Here is a 22,643-nt window from a genome sequence, read left to right on the forward strand (position 1 = left end):
GGTGTTGATGATAAATCATTTAACCAATCTGCATGGGAAGGTTTGCAAGCTTGGGGGAAAGAAAATGGCCTTTCAAAAGATAACGGCTATACTTACTTCCAATCAACAGACGAGTCACAATACGCGAACAATCTAAACCAAGCTGCTACGGATGGTTACAACTTAGTATTTGGTATCGGTTTTGCCCTTCGTGATGCCGTTGAATCTGCTGCAAAAGATAATTCAAGTATTAACTACGTTATTATTGACGATGTGATTGAAGGTCAAAAGAATGTTGCTTCAGCAGTCTTTGCAGATAATGAAGCAGCTTACCTTGCTGGTGTTGCAGCTGCAAAAACGACTAAGACAAAACAAGTTGGTTTCATAGGCGGTATAGAAGGTGCAGTTATCACACGTTTTGAAAAAGGTTTCGAAGCTGGTGTGAAATCAGTTGATCCATCTATCAAGATTAAAGTGGACTATGCTGGCTCATTCGGCGATGCTGCTAAAGGTAAGACAATTGCTGCTGCTCAATATGCTGCAGGTGCAGATGTGGTTTACCAAGTTGCTGGTGGAACTGGTGCCGGAGTATTTAATGAAGCTAAATCAATCAACGAAACAAGAAATGAAGATGAAAAAGTTTGGGTACTTGGTGTTGACCGTGACCAAACTGAAGAAGGTAAATACAAATCTAAAGATGGTAAAGAATCTAACTTTGTCTTGGCATCAAGCTTGAAACAAGTTGGTAAGACTGTCCAAGACATCGCTAATCAAACTGCTAAAGGTAAATTCCCAGGTGGTAAAACTATAACCTTTGGTTTGAAAGACGGTGGTGTTGATTTGACAACAACCAACCTTTCTAAAGATGCTAAAAAAGCTGTTGAAGAAGCAAAAGCTAAAATCCTTGACGGTAGCATTACAGTTCCTGATAAATAATTGAATGTTGAGCGATCCGACCTACTAGGGTCGCTCATTTTTAAATTCTGACGCCTTTGCATCGATTAAGCCTACTAGGATAGGAGTCCGAGGAGGTTATATCGACATAAAATGAAATTCTGGAAAGGAAAGAGCCATGACACATGAAAATGTCATTGAAATGCGAGAAATTACCAAGGTTTTTGGTGAATTTGTAGCCAATGATAAAATCAATTTGGAACTCCGAAAAGGTGAGATTCACGCTCTTTTAGGAGAAAATGGTGCCGGGAAGTCAACCTTGATGAATATGTTGGCCGGCCTACTTGAGCCGACTAGTGGTGAGATTGTAGTAAACGGAAAGCCAGTTAAGCTGGACTCTCCATCAAAGGCGGCCTCACTTGGTATCGGGATGGTTCATCAGCACTTTATGCTTGTGGAAGCCTTCACTGTTGCTGAAAATATTATTCTTGGAAGTGAGATTACAAAAAATGGTATCTTAGACTTGAAACACGCTACGCAAGAAATTAAGCGTTTATCTAAGAAATATGGTTTGTCGGTCGATCCATCTGCCAAGATTGAGGATATTTCCGTCGGAGCACAACAACGTGTTGAAATTTTGAAGACCCTTTACCGTGGTGCAGATATCCTAATCTTTGACGAACCAACAGCTGTTTTGACACCATCTGAGATTGATGAATTGATGAAAATCATGAAGAATCTGGTCAAGGAAGGTAAGTCTATCATTCTTATCACTCATAAGTTGGATGAAATTCGTGCAGTTTCTGACCGAGTGACCGTTATTCGTCGAGGAAAATCGATCGAAACAGTTGAAATTGCAGGTGCAACCAACCAAGACTTGGCAGAAATGATGGTTGGACGTGCTGTTTCCTTCAAGACTGAGAAGAAACCTTCTAATCCGCAAGAAACGGTTCTTTCAATCAAGAATCTTGTCGTTGAAGAGAATCGCGGTGTTCCAGCTGTTAAGGGACTTTCACTGGATGTTCGTGCTGGTGAAATCGTTGGGATTGCAGGGATTGACGGAAATGGTCAGACTGAGTTGATTCAAGCTATCACAGGACTTAGAAAAGTAAGCTCGGGTGAAATTTTGATCAAGAACCAGTCCGTGATTGGTAAGAAACCACGTCAGATTACAGAGATGAAGGTCAGCCACGTACCTGAAGACCGCCATCGCGATGGTTTGGTGCTGCAGATGTCCATTTCTGAAAATATTGCTTTGCAGACTTACTACAAGGAACCACTCAGCAAAAACGGCATCTTGAACTACAATAATATTTATTCTTACGCGTGCAATTTGATGAAAGAGTTTGATGTGCGGGCAGCTAGCGAGTATGTACCTGCTTCAGCCCTCTCAGGAGGAAACCAGCAGAAGGCTATCATTGCTCGGGAAGTGGATCGTGATCCTGATTTGTTGATCGTCAGTCAGCCAACCCGCGGTCTTGATGTCGGAGCAATTGAGTATATCCATAAACGCTTGATTGAGGAGCGTACTCAAGGTAAGGCAGTTCTTGTTGTCAGCTTTGAGCTAGATGAAATACTCAATCTTTCTGACAGAATCGCCGTTATCCATGATGGCAAGATTCAAGGAATTGTGACTCCAGAGAAGACTAATAAGCAAGAACTTGGTATTCTTATGGCTGGTGGTAAGATTTAGAAGGGAGATTCAAATGTCTAAAAAAACACAGCAGATCGCAGTTCCCTTAATCTCAGTTCTTTTAGGGATTTTATTGGGAGCGATTGTCATGGCTATCTTTGGCTATGATGCCATCTGGGGATATGAATCCCTCTTTAAAACGGCATTCGGTTCTTTGAGAAGTTTGGGTGAAATTTCTCGGGCGATGGGACCTCTAGTTCTCATTGGTCTGGGTTTTGCCGTTGCTAGTCGGGCTGGATTTTTCAATGTCGGACTTCCGGGCCAAGCCTTGGCTGGTTGGATTCTAGCTGGTTGGTTTGCCCTTTCCTTCCCTGACCTACCTCGCCCACTGATGTTGCTAGCAACTGTAGTCATTGCTGCAGTTGCTGGCGGGATTATTGGTGCTATTCCAGGGATTCTACGGGCCTATTTAGGAACAAGTGAAGTCATCGTTACGATTATGATGAACTATATCGTCCTCTTTGTTGGAAATGCCTTTATCCGCAGCTTCCCAAAATCTGTGATGCAGAGTGTTGACTCTAGTAAGCGTGTTGGTGCCAATGCTATTTATCAAACAGAATGGCTGAGAAGTTTGACAGCTAACTCTCGGATGAATATTGGTATTTTCTTTGCTTTGATTGCAGTTGTGCTGATCTGGTATATGCTGAAGAAAACAACACTTGGCTTTGAAATCCGCGCTGTAGGGCTGAACCCGAATGCATCTGAATACGCAGGGATGTCTTCTAAACGGACCATTATTTTGTCTATGATTATTTCTGGAGCCCTTGCTGGACTTGGAGGAGTCGTAGAAGGACTGGGTACTTATCAGAATGTCTTTGTACAAGGCAGTTCATTGAGCGTTGGTTTCAATGGTATGGCAGTTAGTCTTTTAGCAGCAAACTCTCCAGTTGGTATCCTTTTTGCGGCTTTCCTATTTGCAGTTTTAAGTGTCGGTGCGCCAGGTATGAACGTGGCTCAGATTCCGACAGAATTAGTCAATATCGTGACAGCTTCGATTATCTTCTTTGTTAGCGCCCATTACTTGATTGAGCGTCTGACTGGTAAGACAGTTTTTGAATTATTTAAAAACCGTAAGCAAGAAGCTGGTAAAGTGAAAGGGGGAAACTAGGATGAGTATTGTAACGATATTAGGTTTATTAGTATCATCTATGCTGATTTATGCGGCTCCCTTAATTTTCACAAGTATCGGTGGAGCTTATTCGGAGCATGCCGGAGTCGTCAATGTCGGCTTGGAAGGGATCATGGTAATGGGAGCATTTACAGGCGTTCTCTTTAACCTGACTTTCGAAAGTAGTTTTGGCAGCTTGACTCCATGGCTCTCCTTGATTGCTGCTGGTTTAGTCGGAGTGCTCTTCTCCCTTATCCATGCTGTAGCAACCATTAACTTCCGTGCAGACCACGTCGTTAGTGGTACGGTTCTAAACTTACTAGCACCAGCCTTGGCGGTTTTCCTTGTGAAAGCTATCTACAACAAGGGGCAGACAGACAACATTCAGCGTTCATTTGGCAAATTTAATTTTCCTATTTTGTCTGATATTCCCGTCATAGGAGATATATTCTTCAAACATACAAGTCTGATGGGATATTTGGCCATCGCTTTCTCTTTCCTTGCTTGGTTTGTCATGTTTAAGACAAAATTTGGATTGCGTCTTCGCTCAGTTGGAGAACATCCGCAGGCAGCAGATACACTAGGAATCAATGTTTATCTCATGCGATACTGTGGTGTTATGATTTCTGGTCTGCTTGGTGGTATTGGTGGAGCTATCTATGCTCAGTCGATCTCCGTTAACTTTGCTGTGACTACTATCGTAGGTCCAGGTTTCATCGCTTTGGCGGCTATGATTTTTGGTAAATGGAGTCCTATCGGCGCTATGTTGGCAAGTCTCTTCTTTGGAGCTTCTCAAAGTTTGGCCGTTATCGGAAACCAGTTGCCTCTTCTTTCAAAAGTGCCAACAGTTTACCTGCAGATTGCACCATATGTCTTGACGATTGTGGTTCTTGCGGCCTTCTTTGGTAAAGCTGTTGCTCCGAAAGCAGACGGTATCAACTACATCAAGTCTAAATAACCTTTTACGAGGCTGGGACAAAAGTCCTAGCCTCTCAATTGTCTTTGGATTGTCAAGCAAGACGCAGTGGTTGAGTGGGCTCTACTAGGCTGATTTCATCAGCTTTTACAGCCCTACTCAACTGTGCGGAGGTGGGACGACGAAATCGAATTCTAACGAATTACCGATTTCTGTCCCACTCTCGTTTTTTGTGATTGGAAGAATCTGTTATCAAGAGAAGAAATAGAAAAAGCCTGCTTCGTCTGAAGCAAGCTTTCTAAGATTAATTTGTAGCGATTTCGTTTAATAAATCTTCTGCAGTAGTAGTTGGGTTCACTCGAACACGATTGAGTGAGAGTAATCCGTTGGATAGAGAAGCTAAACCGTTATTGGTCGTCAATCCCATCTTATAGCCTAGACTTTCAGCAATCTGCAAGGTCGTATCACTATAACGACCAGATGGGTAGGCAACAGTTGTCGTTTTCTGTGATAGATTGTCATCTAAAAAGGCTTTAGAATCACGTAGTTCAAGGGTTTGTTGATCAGCAGTAGCAGTTGATAGATCAGGGTGGTTGACGGTATGGTCTTCAAAGGACATCCCCTTTTCCTTCATTTCTTTGATCTCATCTAGCGTCAGCATATCTTCACGGCCAGCTTGGACAAATCCAGTAATGACATTGTTGGTTGCTTTCATCTGGTACTTTTGAAGTAGCGGGAAGGCATTGGTGTAAAAGTCTTTCAAACTATCATCAAAGGTCAGCCAGACTACTTTTTTATTTTCAGGCAGGACATTTTCTGTCAAAGCTTTGTAAGCTTCATCTGGTGTTAAAGTATAATAACCAGCCTCTTTCAGGGCCTGTAAATGGCTTTCAAAAGTAGTTGGATCTACAATCAAACCAGCATTGGCTGCCTCAGAGGGATCCATTACATGGATCGCATGGTACATCAAAATTGGAATCTTAACAGGCTCGTCTTGTTTTACCCACTTGATTTTTGAAGCTTCTTCATTTGTTGCACTAGTGTCAGACTTGGGGCTGGATTGTACAGTTTGGTTGCCTGCAGAGGATTGTTTGCTAGGAGAGAACTGAGTCTTCCAAAGATAAATTCCGCCTACGATTAGGGCAAGGAGCAAGAAAAGATTGATAATAGAAAAAAGGAATGCCTTTTTCTTAGCTTTATGTCTTTGCATGCGTCTTCCAATGTGTTTATCTGTCATGGTATCTCCTTCTAATCTCATGAGTTTAAAATTTTTACTTACATTATAACAAATATACAAATAGATTTGTAGGCATTTCTATATATTTTTGTTATAATGTTTTTTATATAAGAAATATTCAAGGAGTTCCTCATGTCTATTAAAATTGCTTTACTTGGTTTTGGAACAGTTGCCAGTGGTGTTCCTTTCTTGTTAAAAGAAAATGGAGAAAAGATTGTTCAGGCTGCTCATTCTGAGATTGAAGTTGCTAAAGTCTTGGTCAAGGATGATGCTGAAAAAGAACGTCTATTGGCAGCTGGAAATGATTATAACTTTGTGACCAATGTGGATGAAATCTTAAATGACGGCGAAATTGCGATTGTAGTGGAGCTGATGGGACGGATTGAACCAGCAAAAACCTTTATCACGCGCGCACTTGAAGCAGGTAAACATGTGGTAACTGCTAATAAAGACTTGCTGGCAGTTCATGGTTCTGAATTGTTAGACATTGCTCAGAAAAATGGCGTTGCCCTTTACTATGAAGCTGCTGTTGCAGGCGGTATTCCTATTTTGCGCACCTTGGTTAATTCATTGGCATCTGATAAGATTACCCGCGTTTTGGGCGTGGTCAATGGAACATCTAACTTCATGATGACCAAGATGGTAGAAGAAGGTTGGTCTTACGAGGATGCTCTTGCAGAAGCGCAACGTTTAGGATTTGCTGAAAGTGACCCGACGAACGACGTTGATGGAATTGACGCAGCCTATAAAATGGTTATCCTCAGCCAATTTGCTTTTGGTATGAACATCAAGTTTGAAGATGTCAGCCACCAAGGTATTCGCAACATCACTCCTGAAGACGTTGCTGTTGCTCAAGATTTGGGCTATGTAGTGAAATTAGTTGGCTCAATTGAGGAAACGCCATCAGGAATCGCTGCGGAAGTGACACCGACTTTCTTGCCAAAAGCGCATCCGCTGGCTAGTGTAAATGGCGTAATGAATGCGGTCTTTGTCGAGTCAATCGGTATCGGAGAATCCATGTATTACGGTCCAGGTGCAGGTCAAAAACCAACTGCTACCAGTGTCGTTGCGGATATCGTCCGTATTGTCCGTCGCCTAAATGAAGGCACGATTGGCAAAGCCTTCAATGAATTTAGTCGCGAGCTTGTCTTGGCTAAACCTGAGGATGTTAAGAGCAACTATTATTTCTCTATCTTGGCTCCAGATGCCAAGGGTCAAGTATTGCATTTGGCTGAAATCTTCAATGCTGAAGAAGTTTCCTTCAAGCAAATTCTGCAAGAAGGTACAGATGGTGAAACTGCTCGTGTAGTCATCATTACGCATGCTGTCAGCAAGACTCAGCTAGAAAATGTCGTTGCCAAGCTCCGTGAGGTACCAGAGTTCGAATTGCTCAATACCTTTAAAGTATTAGGAGAATAAGATGAAAATTATTGTACCAGCAACCAGTGCCAATATCGGACCTGGTTTTGACTCAGTTGGTGTTGCAGTCTCCAAATATTTAGAAATCGAAGTCTTGGAGGAAAGTCAGGAGTGGGTTATTGAGCATGACCTCAATCCTCGAATTCCAACGGATAAACGGAATTTGCTAATCAAGATTGCCCTGCAATTGGCCCCAGATCTTCAGCCTCATCGCTTAAAAATGACCAGCGATGTTCCTTTGGCTCGTGGTCTTGGCTCTTCTAGCTCCGTTATTGTTGCTGGGATTGAACTGGCCAATCAGTTAGCAAATCTGAACTTATCGGATCATGAAAAGCTGAAAATTGCGACAAAAATAGAAGGCCATCCTGACAATGTGGCACCAGCAATTTATGGAAATCTAGTGATTGCAAGCTCCTTCCAAAATCAAGTTTCGGCTGTCGTGTCAGATTTTCCAGAGGCCAGCTTTATCGCTTTCATTCCCAATTATGAGTTGAGAACAGTTGAAAGTCGCCGTGTCTTGCCCAACCGCCTTTCATACAAGGAAGCTGTTGCCGCAAGTTCCGTAGCCAATGTCGCTGTTGCCGCGCTTTTAAAGGGCGATATGAAAACAGCTGGTCGTGCTATCGAATCTGATCGTTTCCATGAGAGATATCGTCAGCCGCTTATCAAAGAATTTTCTGACATCAAATTCTTAGCCAGAAAACAGGGTGCCTTTGCGACTTATATCTCTGGAGCTGGGCCGACTGTTATGGTTTTGGCTCCGAAAGACAGGGCTGAGCAGATTTATCAGCAAATCAAGGAACAAGGTTTTGATGGGGAAGTCTTCCAGTTGCAAGTCGATACTCAGGGTGTAAGAGTAGAAAAATAAAGAGAGTTTGAGGATGACGACCTTGTGGACGCAGTGTTGGTCTACAAGCTACGTTCTCCTCTCTCTTTTTACTTTTAATGAAATCTAAAGAGTGCTCTATCTAATCATTTTTCCCTAAGTCTATCGTAAATATCGTATAATTTTGATATAATAGAGTGTAATTTGTAAAAAAGAGAGTAAGTCATGCATAACCTAGAAAAATATTCTGCGGAATTAGAAGGAATCGACATCCGTTTCAATGAACCTTTGAGTCAATACACTTACACAAAGGTGGGCGGAGCTGCCGATTTCTTAGTTTTTCCACGTAACCGTTATGAGTTGGCGCGGATTGTCAAATTGGCCAATCGTGAACAGATTCCTTGGTTGGTGCTTGGAAATTCAAGTAATATTATTGTTCGAGATGGCGGTATTCGAGGCTTTGTCATCATGTTTGATAAGCTAAATAATGTAGCAGTAGATGGCTATACGATTGAGGCAGAAGCAGGTGCAAACCTAACTCAGACTACTCGTATTGCCTTGCATCATAGTTTGACTGGCTTTGAATTTGCCTGCGGTATCCCGGGTAGTGTCGGCGGTGCTGTCTTTATGAATGCTGGCGCTTATGGCGGAGAAATTGCTCATGTGCTTGTTTCTTGCAAGGTCTTGACACCTGAAGGAGAAATTAAGACCTTGGATGCGCGTGATATGCGATTTGGTTATCGTCATTCACTTATTCAAGAAACTGGCGACATTGTCATTTCAGCTAAGTTTGGTCTGGCACCAGGTGTCCACCAAAACATTCATCAGGAAATGGAACGTCTGACCTATCTGCGTGAACTCAAGCAGCCTTTGGAATATCCATCATGTGGGTCGGTCTTTAAGCGTCCTTTGGGGCATTTTGCTGGTCAGCTCATCAGTGAGGCCGGTTTAAAAGGCTATCGAATCGGTGGTGTAGAGGTTTCAGAAAAACATGCTGGTTTCATGATTAATGTCGATCATGGTACAGCTAGCGATTATGAAGAGTTGATTGCTCATGTCATTAAAACAGTCGAGGAGCATTCAGGTGTCACTCTGGAACGAGAAGTTCGAATTATTGGAGAAGCATAAGAGTCCAATATGTAATTATCTGATTGCTTTTCTAAGATTTGTCTAAGTCTTTGGGATAGCCCATATCCATGTGTCATTAGTAAAGGGGGTGAAAGCCTATCGATATCGCAAGTATGCAGGGCCATAGTAGCCCTCGAGAGGTTTTTTTGGTCTGACAGAGCCAAAAATCTGTTAATACATGGAAAAGAAGGAATTTATGCCAATTGAAAAAACCAATTATTGAGTTCAAAAACGTTTCGAAGGTTTTTGAAGACAGTAACACCGTCGTTCTCAAAGATATTAACTTTGAATTAGAAGAAGGAAAATTTTATACGCTTCTAGGAGCTTCTGGCTCTGGGAAGTCAACCATCCTTAATATTATTGCAGGACTGCTAGATGCGACAACGGGAGACATCTTTTTGGATGGCGTCCGCATCAATGACATTCCTACAAATAAGCGGGATGTTCACACAGTATTTCAGTCCTATGCCCTTTTCCCGCATATGAATGTTTTTGAGAATGTAGCCTTTCCGTTGCGGTTGCGGAAGGTAGACAAAAAAGAAATTGAAGAACGGGTTACTGAAGTTCTGAAAATGGTTCAGCTGGAAGGATATGAGCGCCGTTCAATTCGGAGACTGTCAGGCGGTCAACGCCAGCGGGTAGCCATTGCCCGTGCCATCATCAATCGGCCGCGGGTTGTCCTACTAGACGAGCCTCTTTCTGCGCTGGATTTGAAGTTGCGGACGGATATGCAATATGAGCTCCGTGAACTTCAACAGCGCCTCGGGATCACTTTTGTCTTTGTCACTCACGATCAGGAAGAAGCCCTAGCTATGAGTGACTGGATTTTTGTCATGAACGAAGGGGAGATTGTCCAGTCAGGAACGCCAGTGGATATCTATGATGAGCCAATTAACCACTTTGTTGCGACCTTTATCGGAGAATCTAATATCCTTCCAGGTAAGATGATCGAAGACTACTTGGTTGAGTTCAATGGCAAGCGTTTTGAAGCAGTTGACGGAGGCATGCGACCAAACGAATCCGTTGAAGTGGTGATTCGTCCAGAGGATTTGCGCATTACTCTGCCTGAAGAAGGAAAACTGCAGGTTAAAGTAGATACCCAGCTTTTCCGCGGGGTTCATTATGAAATCATCGCCTATGATGAACTCGGAAATGAATGGATGATTCACTCGACCCGCAAGGCCATCGTCGGAGAAGAAATCGGTCTGGACTTTGAGCCAGAGGATATCCATATCATGCGCCTCAATGAAACCGAAGAAGAATTTGATGCTCGGATTGAAGAATACGTAGAAATCGAAGAACAAGAAGCAGGGCTGATCAATGCCATTGAGGAGGAAAGAGATGAAGAAAACAACCTCTAACCTTTTTATGCTTCCATATTTTCTTTGGATTCTGCTTTTTGTCCTAGCTCCAGTGATAATGATTGTCTGGAAATCATTCTTTAATATCGAAGGGCAGTTCACGCTGGAAAACTATCGGATTTATTTCACGTCGCAGAATTTGACCTATCTGAAAATGAGCTTTAACTCGGTATTTTATGCAGGCATCATCACCTTGGTGACCTTACTCATATCCTATCCGACTGCTTATTTTTTGACCCAGCTTAAGCATCGCCAGCTCTGGCTGATGCTGATTGTCCTGCCGACTTGGATCAATCTTTTGCTCAAGGCCTATGCCTTTATCGGCATTTTTGGACAAAACGGATCGGTGAATGAATTTCTGATCTTTATCGGTATCGGTCCCAAGCAGATTCTTTTCACTGACTTTTCTTTTATCTTTGTTGCCAGCTACATTGAGCTGCCCTTTATGATTCTGCCGATTTTCAACGTCTTGGATGATTTGGATCCCAATCTCATCAATGCTAGCTATGACTTGGGTGCCAATCGTTGGCAGACTTTCCGCAATGTCGTCTTTCCGCTTTCAATGAATGGTGTGAGAAGTGGCGTTCAGTCAGTCTTTATTCCCAGTCTCAGCCTCTTCATGCTGACGCGTTTGATTGGTGGAAATCGTGTCATTACGCTGGGAACAGCCATTGAACAGCATTTCTTGACAACGCAAAACTGGGGAATGGGCTCAACCATCGGAGTGGTTCTGATTATTGCCATGCTCTTCACCATGTGGGCAACCAAGGAAAGGAGAGAACGATGAAAAAATTTGCTAATCTCTATTTAGCGATCGTGTTTCTAATCCTTTATCTTCCGATCTTTTATTTGATTGCCTATGCTTTCAATGCTGGCGATGATATGAATAAATTTACTGGCTTTGATCTGGTTCATTTTCAAAAGTTGTTTGAAGATTCACGCTTGATTTTGATTTTGGCGCAGACTTTCTTCTTAGCCTTTCTTTCTTCCCTCATTGCTACTATTATCGGAACTTTTGGTGCTATTTATATTTACCAAGCCCGTAAAAAATATCAGGATGCCTTCTTATCCATCAATAATATTTTGATGGTGGCACCTGACGTTATGATTGGGGCTAGCTTCCTGATTCTCTTTACCACGGCTAAATTCCAATTGGGCTTTGTATCTGTTTTGGCCAGTCACGTTGCCTTTTCAATTCCCATTGTGGTGCTGATGATTTTGCCAAGGTTGAAAGAAATGAATGATGACATGATTAAAGCTGCTTATGATTTGGGAGCTAGTCAAGTCCAGATGCTCAAGGAAATCATGCTGCCTTATCTGACACCAGCCATCATTGCCGGTTATTTTATGGCTTTCACCTATTCACTCGATGACTTTGCTGTGACCTTCTTTGTGACAGGAAATGGCTTCTCGACTCTTTCAGTAGAAATTTATTCCCGTGCGCGGCAAGGAATTTCCTTGGAGATCAATGCCCTGTCTGCTCTGGTCTTTCTCTTTAGTATCGTTTTAGTCATCGGCTATTACTTTATCACGCGTGAGAAGGAGGAAGCAGCATGAAAAAACTCTATTCGTTTTTAGCAGGGGTTCTTGCTATTATCCTGATTTTGTGGGGAATCAGCTATCGGATTGAAAGCAGAACCAATAGCAAGGGTAGTGATAAATTGGTTGTCTACAACTGGGGAGATTATATCGATCCAGACTTGCTGACTGAGTTTACCAAGGAAACAGGTGTGCAGGTCCAGTACGAAACTTTCGACTCCAACGAAGCTATGTACACGAAAATCAAACAGGGTGGAACAACCTACGATATTGCCATCCCTAGTGAGTACATGATTGCCAAGATGATGAAGGAAGACTTGGTGGAAAAATTGGATCATAGCCAGATCAAAGGCTTGGAAAATATTGGTTCAGACTTTTTGGATCAGCCCTTTGATCCAGGAAATCAGTATTCCATTCCTTATTTCTGGGGAACGCTAGGCATTGTTTACAATACTAAAATGGTCGAGCACGCGCCTGAGCACTGGAACGATCTCTGGAAGCCAGAATACAGAAACTCCATCATGATGATTGACGGAGCCCGCGAAGTCATGGGGATTGGTCTGAACTCGAATGGTTATAGCCTTAACTCCAAAGATGCTGACCAGCTGCAGGAGGCTGTCGATAAGCTTTATACTCTGACGCCCAATATCAAGGCCATCGTCGCTGATGAGATGAAGGGCTACATGATTCAGAATAACGCGGCTATTGGCGTGACCTTCTCTGGCGAAGCTCGCCAAATGCTGGAAGCTAACGAAGATTTGCGCTATGTTGTTCCGACAGAAGCCAGCAACCTTTGGTTTGATAATATCGTCATTCCTAAAACCGTAAAAAATAAAAAAGCTGCCTATCAGTTTATTAATTTCATGCTGAGACCGGAAAATGCTTATAAGAATGCGCTCTATGTCGGCTATTCAACGCCAAACCTTCCTGCTAAGGCCATGCTGCCAGAAGAAGTACAGGAGGACGAGGCTTTCTATCCAACCGAAGAAACCATGAAGCATCTGGAAGTCTATCAGCAATTAGGACCAAAATGGCTCGGAACTTACAATGACCTCTATCTTCAAGTCAAAATGTATCGCAAGTAGCCAAAGAGCCTGAGATAAAATAGTTCTCGACCACAAAAAAGCTAGAGCTTTCCAATTGCGGAACTCTAGCTTTTAATTTTGACTCCTTCTCTTATTGTATTTAAGGAGATTATTGGCCATGAGCACTAATCCCATGTCAATTTTCACCTGACGCTTGCCTCTTAGGTTACATCTCTTATAACCCAAACAAGCCTTTATCTGCCCAAAGACAGGTTCCACATCAACCTTACGTTGAGCGAAAATCTGTCTACCTTCGGGAGATAAAAGCGCCTGGCATTCTTTAGCTTTTAAGTCTTGATAGCTCTCATATTTTTCAGTACGTACTGAAAAATCCTTCTTGACTTTATGCAAGACTTTCTTGAGTTTACAACGCTGGGTTTTACGTTCATCCTTCCCTTTAACGGGTGTCTCCTCAATGTCTTGGTTCAATTTTTCCAATTCTTCTTCAAGGATTTGAGCGAATGCAAGCAACTGCTCTGAGGAGATAGGCTCTTGTGTATCCAGTTCGATAGCTTGATGGATAAGGGGAGTGATTTCTTCTTGAAAATAGACCTGTATCTGTTCTTGAAGTTTGGCGGAGAATTTCTCTGTCGCTTTCTTCCCCACGAAACTATACTTGTTGGCGTTGGCTTCAATCTTAGTACCATCAATAAACAGACAATCTAAAGTCACTAACTCTTCCATTTTCAAACGAAGATTGAGGTCGATGAACAGATCACGAATGAGGTCTTCCATCCCTTCAGCAACTCGAAAACGATTGATAGTGCGGTAGCTGACAACCAACTGTCCTGTTAGGTACTGCATAGCGAGATTTTCAATCATCATTTTTTCGATTTTTCGTCCAGAGAAAATTCCTTGTGAGTAGGCAAATAGTAGAGCGGCTAAAAGCATTTTAGGGTGATAAGACGGGCGACCAAAGTTATGATAGAAAGACTGAAAGTGACTGTCATCTAAGGCATTCACCACTTTTTCAAAGGTAAAGACAAGATGGTCTTGTGGCAAGAAAGAAGGGATTTCTAGTGGTAAAGTTGTTTGATTAGTGTTATAGTGAACATGCATGGGTTAGCCTTTCTAAATGGTTTATTGTGCAATTCTATTTTACCAAGACTATCGCAACCATGCGAAAAGCAACGGCAAATCCGTTGCTTATTTTTGTGGCAAAGAGACTATTGTCCCAGACTCTTTAGTTTTAGTATTGCTTTGGTTTCACTGTCAATAAGTGTGTTCTTTTTGAATCAGTAACTATTCCAATTTATCTATCTTGAAATAAATAAAATCCCTTTGTAATACTATAAAAAATAACTAACAAAGAAATAACTATAAGACTCGGTTGCCAGAAACCTGATATATCTACTAAACTACGGCCTAAAAATTGGCCAATAAAGCTAACTAAAATTAAAATAATTAAATTGAAAATTACTGACACTAATAAAATTAACACCGAATGTATTATTACCTCGCCTATACGTATTTTAAAAAGTTGTAATCTTGACACTCCCAGTGTCTTTAACTGTTTAATGTCCTCAATATCTTTATTAGAAGATAAAATTGTAAGAGAAATAGAACTAGTAATAATCAGAATAATTGGAGCAGACAGATAAGCAATAAAGGAAGCTCTTGCTTCGTTTACACTGTTTGCTGTATTCATGAATGAATACATATTTTGGGTGTAAAGAATAAATCCAGAAATGAGAGTTACTCCCATGCTCATTGAAGTTTGTATACTTTTCAAATAGCTAGGATTGGATAGTAGATTCCAAAAGCCTGTATTAATTACATAATTTTCAGTTGGAAATATCCTCATTAAAAATTTTATTAGAGACATTTGAATTAATGGAGATAGTGATTGAATAATAAGGATGTGAATAATTAATAAAAATAATATTATGCTTGACTGTGTTGCAATTATTTCTTTATTTCTGATAAAACCTGCTGAAACAATAGAACCTATACATAGTAACCATAGGAATAAACGAACAGAGATGTTAACAAATCCAGTTACTGTAACTTTTCTTTTTTTCTTTTCTGGTTTTAATATTGATGATATTTTAAGTATTCGACTTGAATAAAAGTAAGCCCCTATTCCGGCAATTGTTGGGACTATAAAAACACTCAATAAAATTGATTGAATGTTGGCTGTAATAACTAAATCAGGTAACTCATCTCTTCCTAATAAATTTTGTAAAAATTTGTAGTAACTATCTGCCATGATAAATGAAAGTATTGTACCAATACTACTAACAATCGCTGCCATTAAATAAAACTGTCCAGATACTAATAAAGATAGCTGAGTTCTACTTGCGCCTAAGATAGCCCATAATTGGTAATCCTTTTTAAAGATATCTATTAGCAGTCTTATATTATTTGAAATAAGGAAAAATAGAGTAGTCCCGCCAAAAATTATTAGCATTTGAAAAAGTTGTGAAGCGTTAATATTAGCAGTCTTTATTGAACTAGCAATACCAAATAAAGATGTTCCAACAATTAGGCTAGATACAAATAGTAATGGTATTGTTCCTAACCATTGTCTTTTTGAGTACTGAAATTGGTAAATGATTAATTTTAGCATAATAAATCCTCCTCAAATTAATCTTTACTACTTTCAAGTGCTTGGTAGAGCTCATCAGCTGAAGGTTTAATAATTTGTCGAGATATTTTTCCGTCTTTTAAAATGAGTGCTCTGTCAGTTTTTGAAGCCAACTCAATATCATGAGTGACCATAAAAACACATTTTCCTTGACTCGCTAAATTACGAAGTGTTTCAAAAATAAGTTTTCTTGAGACGCTGTCCAGAGCTCCTGTTGGCTCATCGGCAAAAATAATTTTACTATCAGCTATTATTGCACGAGTAATAGCCACTTTTTGCTGTTCTCCACCTGATAAGGTAGCAACTAATGATGATAGTTCTGCTTTAAAATTCAAACTATCCAACATTTTTTTTACTTTATTGCTATCAACACTCTTTCCTGAGAGTCTCAGAGGAAGCGTAACATTTTCTAGTACAGGTAGAGCGGGTACCAGATTATAGTTTTGAAAAATAATTGCAATATCTTGCCTTCTAAATTTAGCAAGCTTCCCTTCTTTTAAGGTATATGGATTTACACCATTGATAACAACCTCGCCACTTGTTGGTTCAGATAAACTTGATAAGCAACTTAGCAAAGTAGACTTTCCAGAACCACTGACACCAAGTATTGATACAAATTCCCCATAATTGACAGATAAAGAAACATCTTTCAAAATAGAGACAGTTTTGTCTTGCCCTAACAAAAATTCTTTTGAAAGGTTTGAGACTTTAACAGCTACATTCTTAACCATAATAAATCCTCCTGATTCCAGTATCATCTTTGATTTAATTATACAATATTGGAATTCTATTAATATCAAGTAAGTAACTTATGAAACGTATTTTTAATGGATAAAATTTCTATTTCCTCTGGATCTCGAATAAAGGTCTTTAGCGAACTAAGAATTTTTTCTATTTCCATAATAGTATCATAAATGAGGCTTAATTGAAAGCGTAATCATAACTCTATTAAGAGGTACAGCTATTCTATACAAAATTTAAACATGAAACTTAGGTATACTTAATAAATGAGAATTAAAGTTAGCTATAACGAAGATAGTAGCATATGTAAAAGATTCCTTATCTTGAAACGACTGGTATGCCTACTAGAATTCTTCTTAGAAAGCGTCGATTCAAGTGATATCAGTGTTCTAAAATAATAGTCGTTTAGACTTCCATCGTCAAAAAGAATCACCAAATACCTCGCATCATCAACCAAAAGATTGCTAAAAAGTTGATTGAAAAAACTTCTATGACCGATATTGCCCATCAACTTTCCTTCTCAACTTCAACTGTCATCCGCAAACTTAATGATTTTCATTTTAAGCATGATTTTTCTCGTCTTCCTTAGATTATGTATTGGGACGTTGAAACACTCAGGGGAGTGACTGTTTCAATCTGGAGATGAAGATGAGTTTTATTGCGCAAGATTTTGACAAGCTAAATATCATCACTGTTCTTGAGGGAAGAACACAAGCTATTATTCGAAATCACTTTCTTCGCTACGATAGAGCTGTTCGTTGTCAGGTGAAAATCCTTACTATGGATATGTTTAGTCCTTACTATGACTTGGCCAAGCAGCTTCGCTTTCTAATTTTCAACCTGTGGCTAAAATCGTTCTTGATCACTTTCACCCTTCGTTATTATATTTCTTAACGAAGGCTAGATGCTGGGACAAAAGTCTAACCTTAAATATAAAAAGCGTACAAAACTAGTTATCTGACATTCAGAATTCTGTTTTGTTCGCTTTTTATCTAATCTATCGATTTCAAAAAATTATAATAAAGAGTTTCTAAAATCAAAATCTTTTTGTCCCAGCCTCTTTTTTTCTAATTTGACTTGTATAATTATTTGAAAAGTAGAAGAGAAAGCAGTAAAATTATATTAACATATAGAACAGAGTCTTGTGCTCAATTAAGGAGGAAATCATTATGTCAGTTTTCTACGTTCCATCAGTCAATTTGATTGGTAAAGGTGTCATCAATGAATTTGGCGGTCATGTCAAAGAGCTGGGCTTCAAGAAAGCTCTCATCGTTACAGACCACTACATTGCTTCCAGTTACATTTTACCAAAAGTCGTCAAGCCGCTAGAAGCAGAAGGCATTGAATATGTGGTTTTTGAAGATGTAGACCCAAATCCTTCTTGTAAGAATGTCTACGATGGCTTAGCTACTCTTCAGGAAAATGACTGTGATTTTATCATCAGTGTCGGCGGTGGTTCTCCGCAGGATGCTGCTAGCTGTATTTCCATCATGGCGACAAATGGGGGCAAGCCGCAGGATTACGAAGGGCTCCACAAGTCTAAAGAAAAGGGTCTGCCAGTTGTAGCCATCAACACCACGGCAGGGACTTCTGCCGAAATCACTATCAACTATGTTATCACAGACGAAGAGCGTAAGGTTAAGATGGTGATGGTTGATAAAAACAGTCTGGCTCTCATCTCTGTCAATGACCCAGAGCTCATGGTTTCCAAACCAGCTAATTTAACGGCAGCAACTGGGATGGATGCTTTGACCCATGCTGTTGAGGCCTTGGTAACTCCTGGGGCCTATGGCGTGACCAAAAAGTTGTCTATCGGTGCCATTGAGTTGATTAAGGAATATTTACCGCGAGCAGTTGCTAATGGTCATGATATAGAAGCGCGTGAAGCTATGGTCAATGCTATTTTCCTTGGCGGCATGTCCTTTAACAACGCAGGTCTGGGCTACGTGCATTCGATGGCTCACCAGCTTGGTGCAGTCTATCATTTGCCTCATGGCGTTTGCTGCGCTATGCTCCTACCAGTAGTTGAGCGTGAAAATGCCAAACGTGTACCAGCAGCCTTTAGAAATGTAGCTAAAGCTTTAGGCTTGCGTACCGAAGGCAAGACTGATGAAGAATGTGCAGCATATGCCATTTCGGAAATCGAAACCTTGTCCGAAACGGTCGGTATTCCTAAGAAATTGACCGAGCTTGGTATTGAAGAAAAGGACTTTGACTTTGAATACCTTTCTAAGAATGCCTTGATTGATGCTTGCGCACCGGGCAATCCTTTCATGCCGACTTTGGAAGAAACTATTGCTTTATACAAAGAATTGTTTTAAGCCAAAGGAAAACAGTTCACTCTCTAAACTTAGTTGATTTATATCAAAAAAAGACAGTTGCTCTCTCTCCTACAACTGTCTTTTTAATTTATGAAAATGGGATGATGTACAGAATTAGTGTCCTAAGATAAACTTAGCAATAGCTGTAGCAACGCCATTTTCTTCATTGCTATCTGTCACGTAGTCGGCCAAGTTTTTGACATGCTGGCTAGCATTCCCCATGGCAATGCCCAAGCCAGCAAACTGCAGCATTTCAATATCGTTATTCGCATCGCCCAGTGCCATGATTTCCTCAGGTTTGATTTTTAGACGTTGCGCTAGACGCTCTAGGGCAAAGGCTTTGGTAACACCTTTTGGCATCGCCTCGTAGATGACAGGCTGGGAACGGACGCCACTGAATCGTTGGCAGAGTTCTTGAGCGAACTTGGTATCAAAATCGTCTACCTGTTCTGGATTTCCTAGGAACATGGCTTGAAACATTCGATGCTGGCCGCTGCAAGCTTCTTCAAGGCTGATTTCAGTAGGAGTCGTAAAGACAAGGGCCGCATCATCTGTCACAATTTTGCTGGCTTTCTCTCCTACGACGAAGTAATGCTCTTCATCAAACAAGGTCAACTGTACTTGGCTCTGCTCGGTCAAACTGTAGAGGTAGCGAATGTCATCGGGCTTTAATTCTTGCCAGTCAACAACCTGCCAATCGCTAGTCTGATGGATAGCGCAGCCATTGTCTACGATGACATATTCATTTTCGTGCTCCAAGCCCAGCTCCTGATAGTAAGGCTTGACACCCACGAGCGGTCTACCTGTACAGAGAACCAGCTTGACTCCAGCTTGGATAGCTTGGTGGATAGCATCAATATGAGCTTGAGGAATCTTTTTTTCCTCAGTCAGCAAGGTTCCGTCCATATCAAGGGCAATTAGTTTAATCATCGTTTTTCTCCAATAGTATTTGTGAATATTATAGCATATTTTCTATTGCTAAGAGAGCAGAAATGGGGAAAGATTGTTTTTTAATTTTCCTGTCCTTATGGTATAATAAGAAAATCTAGTAAGGAAAAGAGAAGCTATGAAAGCAAAGCGTATTGTATTTAAAGTTGGAACGAGCTCATTGACAAATCCTGACGGCAGCCTGTCGCGGGCAAAGGTGCGGGAAATCACGCATCAATTATCGGTCTTGCATGAAGCCGGACATGAGTTGATTTTGGTATCGTCTGGAGCCATTGCGGCGGGTTTTTCTTCTCTAGGTTTTAAAAAACGCCCCACCAAGGTAGCCGATAAACAGGCTTCGGCAGCTGTTGGTCAGGGCCTTCTCCTAGAGGAGTACACAACTAATCTCCTTCTGAAGAAGATTGTATCTGCCCAGATTTTGCTGACGCAGGATGATTTTGCGGATAAACGTCGTTACAAAAATGCCCACCAAGCTTTGTCAGTCCTCCTTAATCGAGGTGCCATTCCCATTATCAATGAGAATGACACAGTTTCGATCGAGGAGCTAAAGGTGGGAGACAATGATACGCTCAGTGCTCAGGTGGCAGCCATGGTTCAGGCGGATCTTTTAGTACTTTTGACAGATGTTGATGGGCTTTACACAGCCAATCCGGCTACAGATCCGACTGCCCAACGTCTTGAAAGAATTGAGACGATCTCTAGCGATTTGATTGACATGGCAGGCGGTGCGGGCTCCAGCAATGGGACTGGCGGCATGCTGACCAAGATCAAAGCAGCAACTTTGGCGACCATGTCTGGTGTACCAGTTTATATTTGCTCGTCGCTAAAAAGCAATGCTTTATTGGAAGCGGCGAGCCAGACTCGAGACGGGAGCTTTTTCTCAGCGCAGGATAAGGGCTTGAAGACGCAAAAGCAGTGGCTAGCCTTCTATGCCAAGAGCCAAGGTGCTATCTATGTGGATCAGGGAGCGGCACAGGCTCTGCGCTACGATGGTAAAAGCCTTCTGGCATCAGGAATTGTTAGTTTAGAGGGGCATTTTTCTTACCAAGATACGGTGACGGTGTATGAAGAAGAGACGGGTGCGATTTTAGGAAAGGGGCGCGTGCGCTTTGGTAAACCTGCCCTCAAGGATATGCTGCGTTCTAACAAGCCAAAGGGAGTTGTAATTCATCGTGACGATTGGATTTCTATTACTCCAGAGCTCCAACTGCTCTTTTCTGAATTTTAAGAGGAAATAGGAGCTTACTTATTTCCTTTACCCGAACTCTCCAACATCTTTATCAATTGTAAAAAGAAATTATTGTATCTTACGAAAGGAGGCGCTATGACCTCAACACAAGAATTATTTGAAATTGTTAAAAAGTCAAAAAAATCAATCAACACAGCTACAACTGCTGAGAAAAACCAAGCATTAGAGGAAATGGCAAAGCAGCTCTGGCTTTCTCGTGCGGATATTTTAGCAGCCAATGAACTGGATATGTCAGCGGCTAAAGGTAAAATCTCAGATGTGATGCTGGACCGCCTTTATCTAGATGAGGATCGGATTGCTGGCATGGCAGAGGGCATTCGTCAGCTGATTGACTTGGAGGATCCTGTGGGGCAAGTCTTGGAAAAGACTGAGCTTGATAACGGCCTTGTCATCAGTAAACAGCGGGTGGCTATGGGTGTGATTGGGATTATCTATGAAAGCCGGCCTAATGTCACTTCAGACGCTGCGGCTCTGGCGCTAAAGAGTGGCAGTGCAGTCGTTCTCAGAAGTGGCAAGGATGCCTATCAGACTGCGCAAGCTATTGTCAAAGCTTTGAAAGAAGGCTTGGCTCAGACCAAGATTTCGCCGGATTGTATCCAATTGGTTTCTGATACCAGTCGGGCTTCAGCTCAGGCAATGATGAAGGCCAAGGGCTATCTGGATTTGCTCATTCCTCGCGGAGGTGCGGGACTGATTCAGGCGGTCGTGGAAAATGCGACAGTGCCGGTTATTGAGACAGGTACCGGAATTGTCCATATCTATGTAGATAAGGATGCTGATCAGGACAAGGCTTTGGCGATTATTGAGAATGCCAAGACCAGTCGCCCCTCTGTCTGCAATGCCATGGAGGTACTGCTGGTTCATGAAGAGATTGCAGCAGCATTTTTACCACGCTTGCAGAAGATGCTGGTGACAGATCGTGAGGCTACACAAGAAAATTCTGTTGAATTGCGTTTAGATGAGAAAGCGGCACAGTATATCTCGGGCTCGCAAGCTAGACCGGAAGATTTTGATACCGAATTTTTGGACTATATCTTAGCGGTTAAGTTAGTTTCCTCGCTGGAAGAAGCGGTGGAGCATATCGAAGCTCACAGCACCCATCACTCGGATGCCATTGTGACGGAGAACGATGCAGCGACGGCTTACTTCACAGAGCAGGTGGATAGCGCAGCAGTTTATGTCAATGCCTCAACCCGCTTTACAGACGGCGGTCAATTTGGCCTTGGCTGCGAAATGGGGATTTCCACTCAAAAACTGCATGCCAGAGGTCCTATGGGGCTGAAAGAGTTGACCAGCTATAAGTACGTCATCCAAGGGACTGGTCAAGTGAGGAAATAATGATGAAAATTGGATTTATCGGTCTGGGAAATATGGGCGGCAGTCTTGCTCGCCTAGTTGCCCAAGATGAAAGATATAGAAGCGAATTACTCCTGGCCAATCGCAGTCGTGACAAGGCTGAAAGGATTGCTGCAGAAGTTGGTGGACAGTCGGTTAGTAATGCAGAAGTTTTTGCACAGGCAGAGGTGATTTTTCTGGGCATCAAACCAGCTCAATTTGCTGACTTGCTGGCTGATTATCAGGAAGTTCTAGAAAAACGGGAGTCTCTTTTGCT

20 protein-coding genes and 1 pseudogene are annotated in these 22,643 nt (G+C 41.6%); 16 read left to right on the plus strand and 5 right to left on the minus strand.

The window, feature by feature from the left end:
* From Q0191_RS01970 to Q0191_RS01985, 4 genes are all read left to right on the plus strand, one after another.
* The coding region (locus tag Q0191_RS01970; RefSeq protein WP_297663344.1) for a BMP family protein at window positions 1-915 on the plus strand (915 nt) is incomplete at its 5' end.
* A 136-nt stretch (window positions 916-1,051) separates the two neighbouring features.
* Window positions 1,052-2,566 carry an ABC transporter ATP-binding protein gene (locus Q0191_RS01975; protein ID WP_297663346.1) on the plus strand — a complete coding sequence of 505 codons (1,515 nt, stop codon included), beginning with the start codon at window positions 1,052-1,054 and terminating at the stop codon, window positions 2,564-2,566.
* Window positions 2,567-2,579: 13 nt separating this feature from the next.
* Window positions 2,580-3,674, plus strand: coding sequence for an ABC transporter permease (locus Q0191_RS01980; protein WP_297663348.1), 1,095 nt, complete (start codon window positions 2,580-2,582; stop codon window positions 3,672-3,674).
* Between the two features lies 1 nt (window position 3,675).
* The gene (locus Q0191_RS01985; RefSeq protein ID WP_297663350.1) at window positions 3,676-4,632 is read left to right on the plus strand and encodes an ABC transporter permease; all 957 of its coding nucleotides are present in this window, start codon (window positions 3,676-3,678) and stop codon (window positions 4,630-4,632) included.
* Between the two features lie 262 nt (window positions 4,633-4,894).
* Here the strand turns inward: Q0191_RS01985 and Q0191_RS01990 are convergent, their stop codons facing one another.
* A complete protein-coding gene (locus Q0191_RS01990) occupies window positions 4,895-5,827 on the minus strand; it encodes a polysaccharide deacetylase family protein (RefSeq protein WP_297663351.1) in 933 nt (310 codons plus the stop codon).
* A gap of 132 nt (window positions 5,828-5,959) precedes the next feature.
* Between Q0191_RS01990 and Q0191_RS01995 the strand changes: the two genes are divergently transcribed.
* The 7 genes from Q0191_RS01995 to Q0191_RS02025 all read left to right on the plus strand — a co-directional run bounded on the left by Q0191_RS01995 (window position 5,960) and on the right by Q0191_RS02025 (window position 13,185).
* A complete protein-coding gene (locus Q0191_RS01995; protein WP_005590149.1) occupies window positions 5,960-7,246 on the plus strand; it encodes a homoserine dehydrogenase in 1,287 nt (428 codons plus the stop codon).
* Between the two features lies 1 nt (window position 7,247).
* The gene (gene thrB, locus Q0191_RS02000; protein ID WP_297663354.1) at window positions 7,248-8,114 is read left to right on the plus strand and encodes a homoserine kinase; all 867 of its coding nucleotides are present in this window, start codon (window positions 7,248-7,250) and stop codon (window positions 8,112-8,114) included.
* 183 nt (window positions 8,115-8,297) lie between these two features.
* Complete coding sequence (murB, locus tag Q0191_RS02005; RefSeq protein ID WP_297663356.1) at window positions 8,298-9,200, plus strand: UDP-N-acetylmuramate dehydrogenase; 903 nt, start codon at window positions 8,298-8,300, stop codon at window positions 9,198-9,200.
* 203 nt (window positions 9,201-9,403) lie between these two features.
* Window positions 9,404-10,561 (plus strand): ABC transporter ATP-binding protein, encoded by a 1,158-nt coding sequence (locus Q0191_RS02010; RefSeq protein WP_048763121.1) that lies wholly within the window; start codon window positions 9,404-9,406, stop codon window positions 10,559-10,561.
* A complete protein-coding gene (locus Q0191_RS02015; protein ID WP_297663361.1) occupies window positions 10,542-11,348 on the plus strand; it encodes an ABC transporter permease in 807 nt (268 codons plus the stop codon). Before Q0191_RS02010 ends, Q0191_RS02015 begins: the two co-directional genes overlap by 20 nt.
* Complete coding sequence (locus Q0191_RS02020; protein WP_005590157.1) at window positions 11,345-12,118, plus strand: ABC transporter permease; 774 nt, start codon at window positions 11,345-11,347, stop codon at window positions 12,116-12,118. The genes Q0191_RS02015 and Q0191_RS02020 overlap by 4 nt, the downstream gene beginning before the upstream one ends.
* Window positions 12,115-13,185 (plus strand): ABC transporter substrate-binding protein, encoded by a 1,071-nt coding sequence (locus Q0191_RS02025; RefSeq protein WP_297663363.1) that lies wholly within the window; start codon window positions 12,115-12,117, stop codon window positions 13,183-13,185. The genes Q0191_RS02020 and Q0191_RS02025 overlap by 4 nt, the downstream gene beginning before the upstream one ends.
* 72 nt (window positions 13,186-13,257) lie before the next feature.
* Here the strand turns inward: Q0191_RS02025 and Q0191_RS02030 are convergent, their stop codons facing one another.
* The 3 genes from Q0191_RS02030 to Q0191_RS02040 form a co-directional block, all read right to left on the minus strand.
* The gene (locus tag Q0191_RS02030) at window positions 13,258-14,148 is read right to left on the minus strand and encodes a transposase (RefSeq protein WP_297663380.1); all 891 of its coding nucleotides are present in this window, start codon (window positions 14,146-14,148) and stop codon (window positions 13,258-13,260) included.
* Between the two features lie 289 nt (window positions 14,149-14,437).
* Window positions 14,438-15,754 (minus strand): beta-carotene 15,15'-monooxygenase, encoded by a 1,317-nt coding sequence (locus Q0191_RS02035; RefSeq protein ID WP_297663365.1) that lies wholly within the window; start codon window positions 15,752-15,754, stop codon window positions 14,438-14,440.
* Between the two features lie 17 nt (window positions 15,755-15,771).
* A complete protein-coding gene (locus tag Q0191_RS02040; protein ID WP_297663367.1) occupies window positions 15,772-16,503 on the minus strand; it encodes an ABC transporter ATP-binding protein in 732 nt (243 codons plus the stop codon).
* A gap of 320 nt (window positions 16,504-16,823) precedes the next feature.
* Here Q0191_RS02040 and Q0191_RS02045 point away from each other — a divergent pair.
* Both Q0191_RS02045 and Q0191_RS02050 read left to right on the plus strand, forming a co-directional pair.
* Window positions 16,824-17,415 (plus strand): annotated as a pseudogene (locus Q0191_RS02045) (transposase); the annotation flags it as partial.
* A gap of 267 nt (window positions 17,416-17,682) precedes the next feature.
* Window positions 17,683-18,834 (plus strand): iron-containing alcohol dehydrogenase, encoded by a 1,152-nt coding sequence (locus Q0191_RS02050; RefSeq protein ID WP_297663370.1) that lies wholly within the window; start codon window positions 17,683-17,685, stop codon window positions 18,832-18,834.
* 114 nt (window positions 18,835-18,948) lie between these two features.
* On the opposite strand, the gene Q0191_RS02055 is transcribed toward Q0191_RS02050, so the two are convergent.
* Window positions 18,949-19,764 carry a Cof-type HAD-IIB family hydrolase gene (locus tag Q0191_RS02055; RefSeq protein WP_297663372.1) on the minus strand — a complete coding sequence of 272 codons (816 nt, stop codon included), beginning with the start codon at window positions 19,762-19,764 and terminating at the stop codon, window positions 18,949-18,951.
* A 136-nt stretch (window positions 19,765-19,900) separates the two neighbouring features.
* Between Q0191_RS02055 and proB the strand changes: the two genes are divergently transcribed.
* The 3 genes from proB to Q0191_RS02070 all read left to right on the plus strand — a co-directional run.
* Window positions 19,901-21,010 carry a glutamate 5-kinase gene (gene proB / locus Q0191_RS02060; protein ID WP_297663374.1) on the plus strand — a complete coding sequence of 370 codons (1,110 nt, stop codon included), beginning with the start codon at window positions 19,901-19,903 and terminating at the stop codon, window positions 21,008-21,010.
* 96 nt (window positions 21,011-21,106) lie between these two features.
* Window positions 21,107-22,369, plus strand: coding sequence for a glutamate-5-semialdehyde dehydrogenase (locus Q0191_RS02065; protein WP_297663376.1), 1,263 nt, complete (start codon window positions 21,107-21,109; stop codon window positions 22,367-22,369).
* Between the two features lie 2 nt (window positions 22,370-22,371).
* Window positions 22,372-22,643 (plus strand): pyrroline-5-carboxylate reductase (locus tag Q0191_RS02070; RefSeq protein ID WP_297663378.1); only part of this gene is annotated, 272 nt, incomplete at its 3' end.

This window comes from uncultured Streptococcus sp. (assembly GCF_938036805.1).
Classification (GTDB): domain Bacteria; phylum Bacillota; class Bacilli; order Lactobacillales; family Streptococcaceae; genus Streptococcus.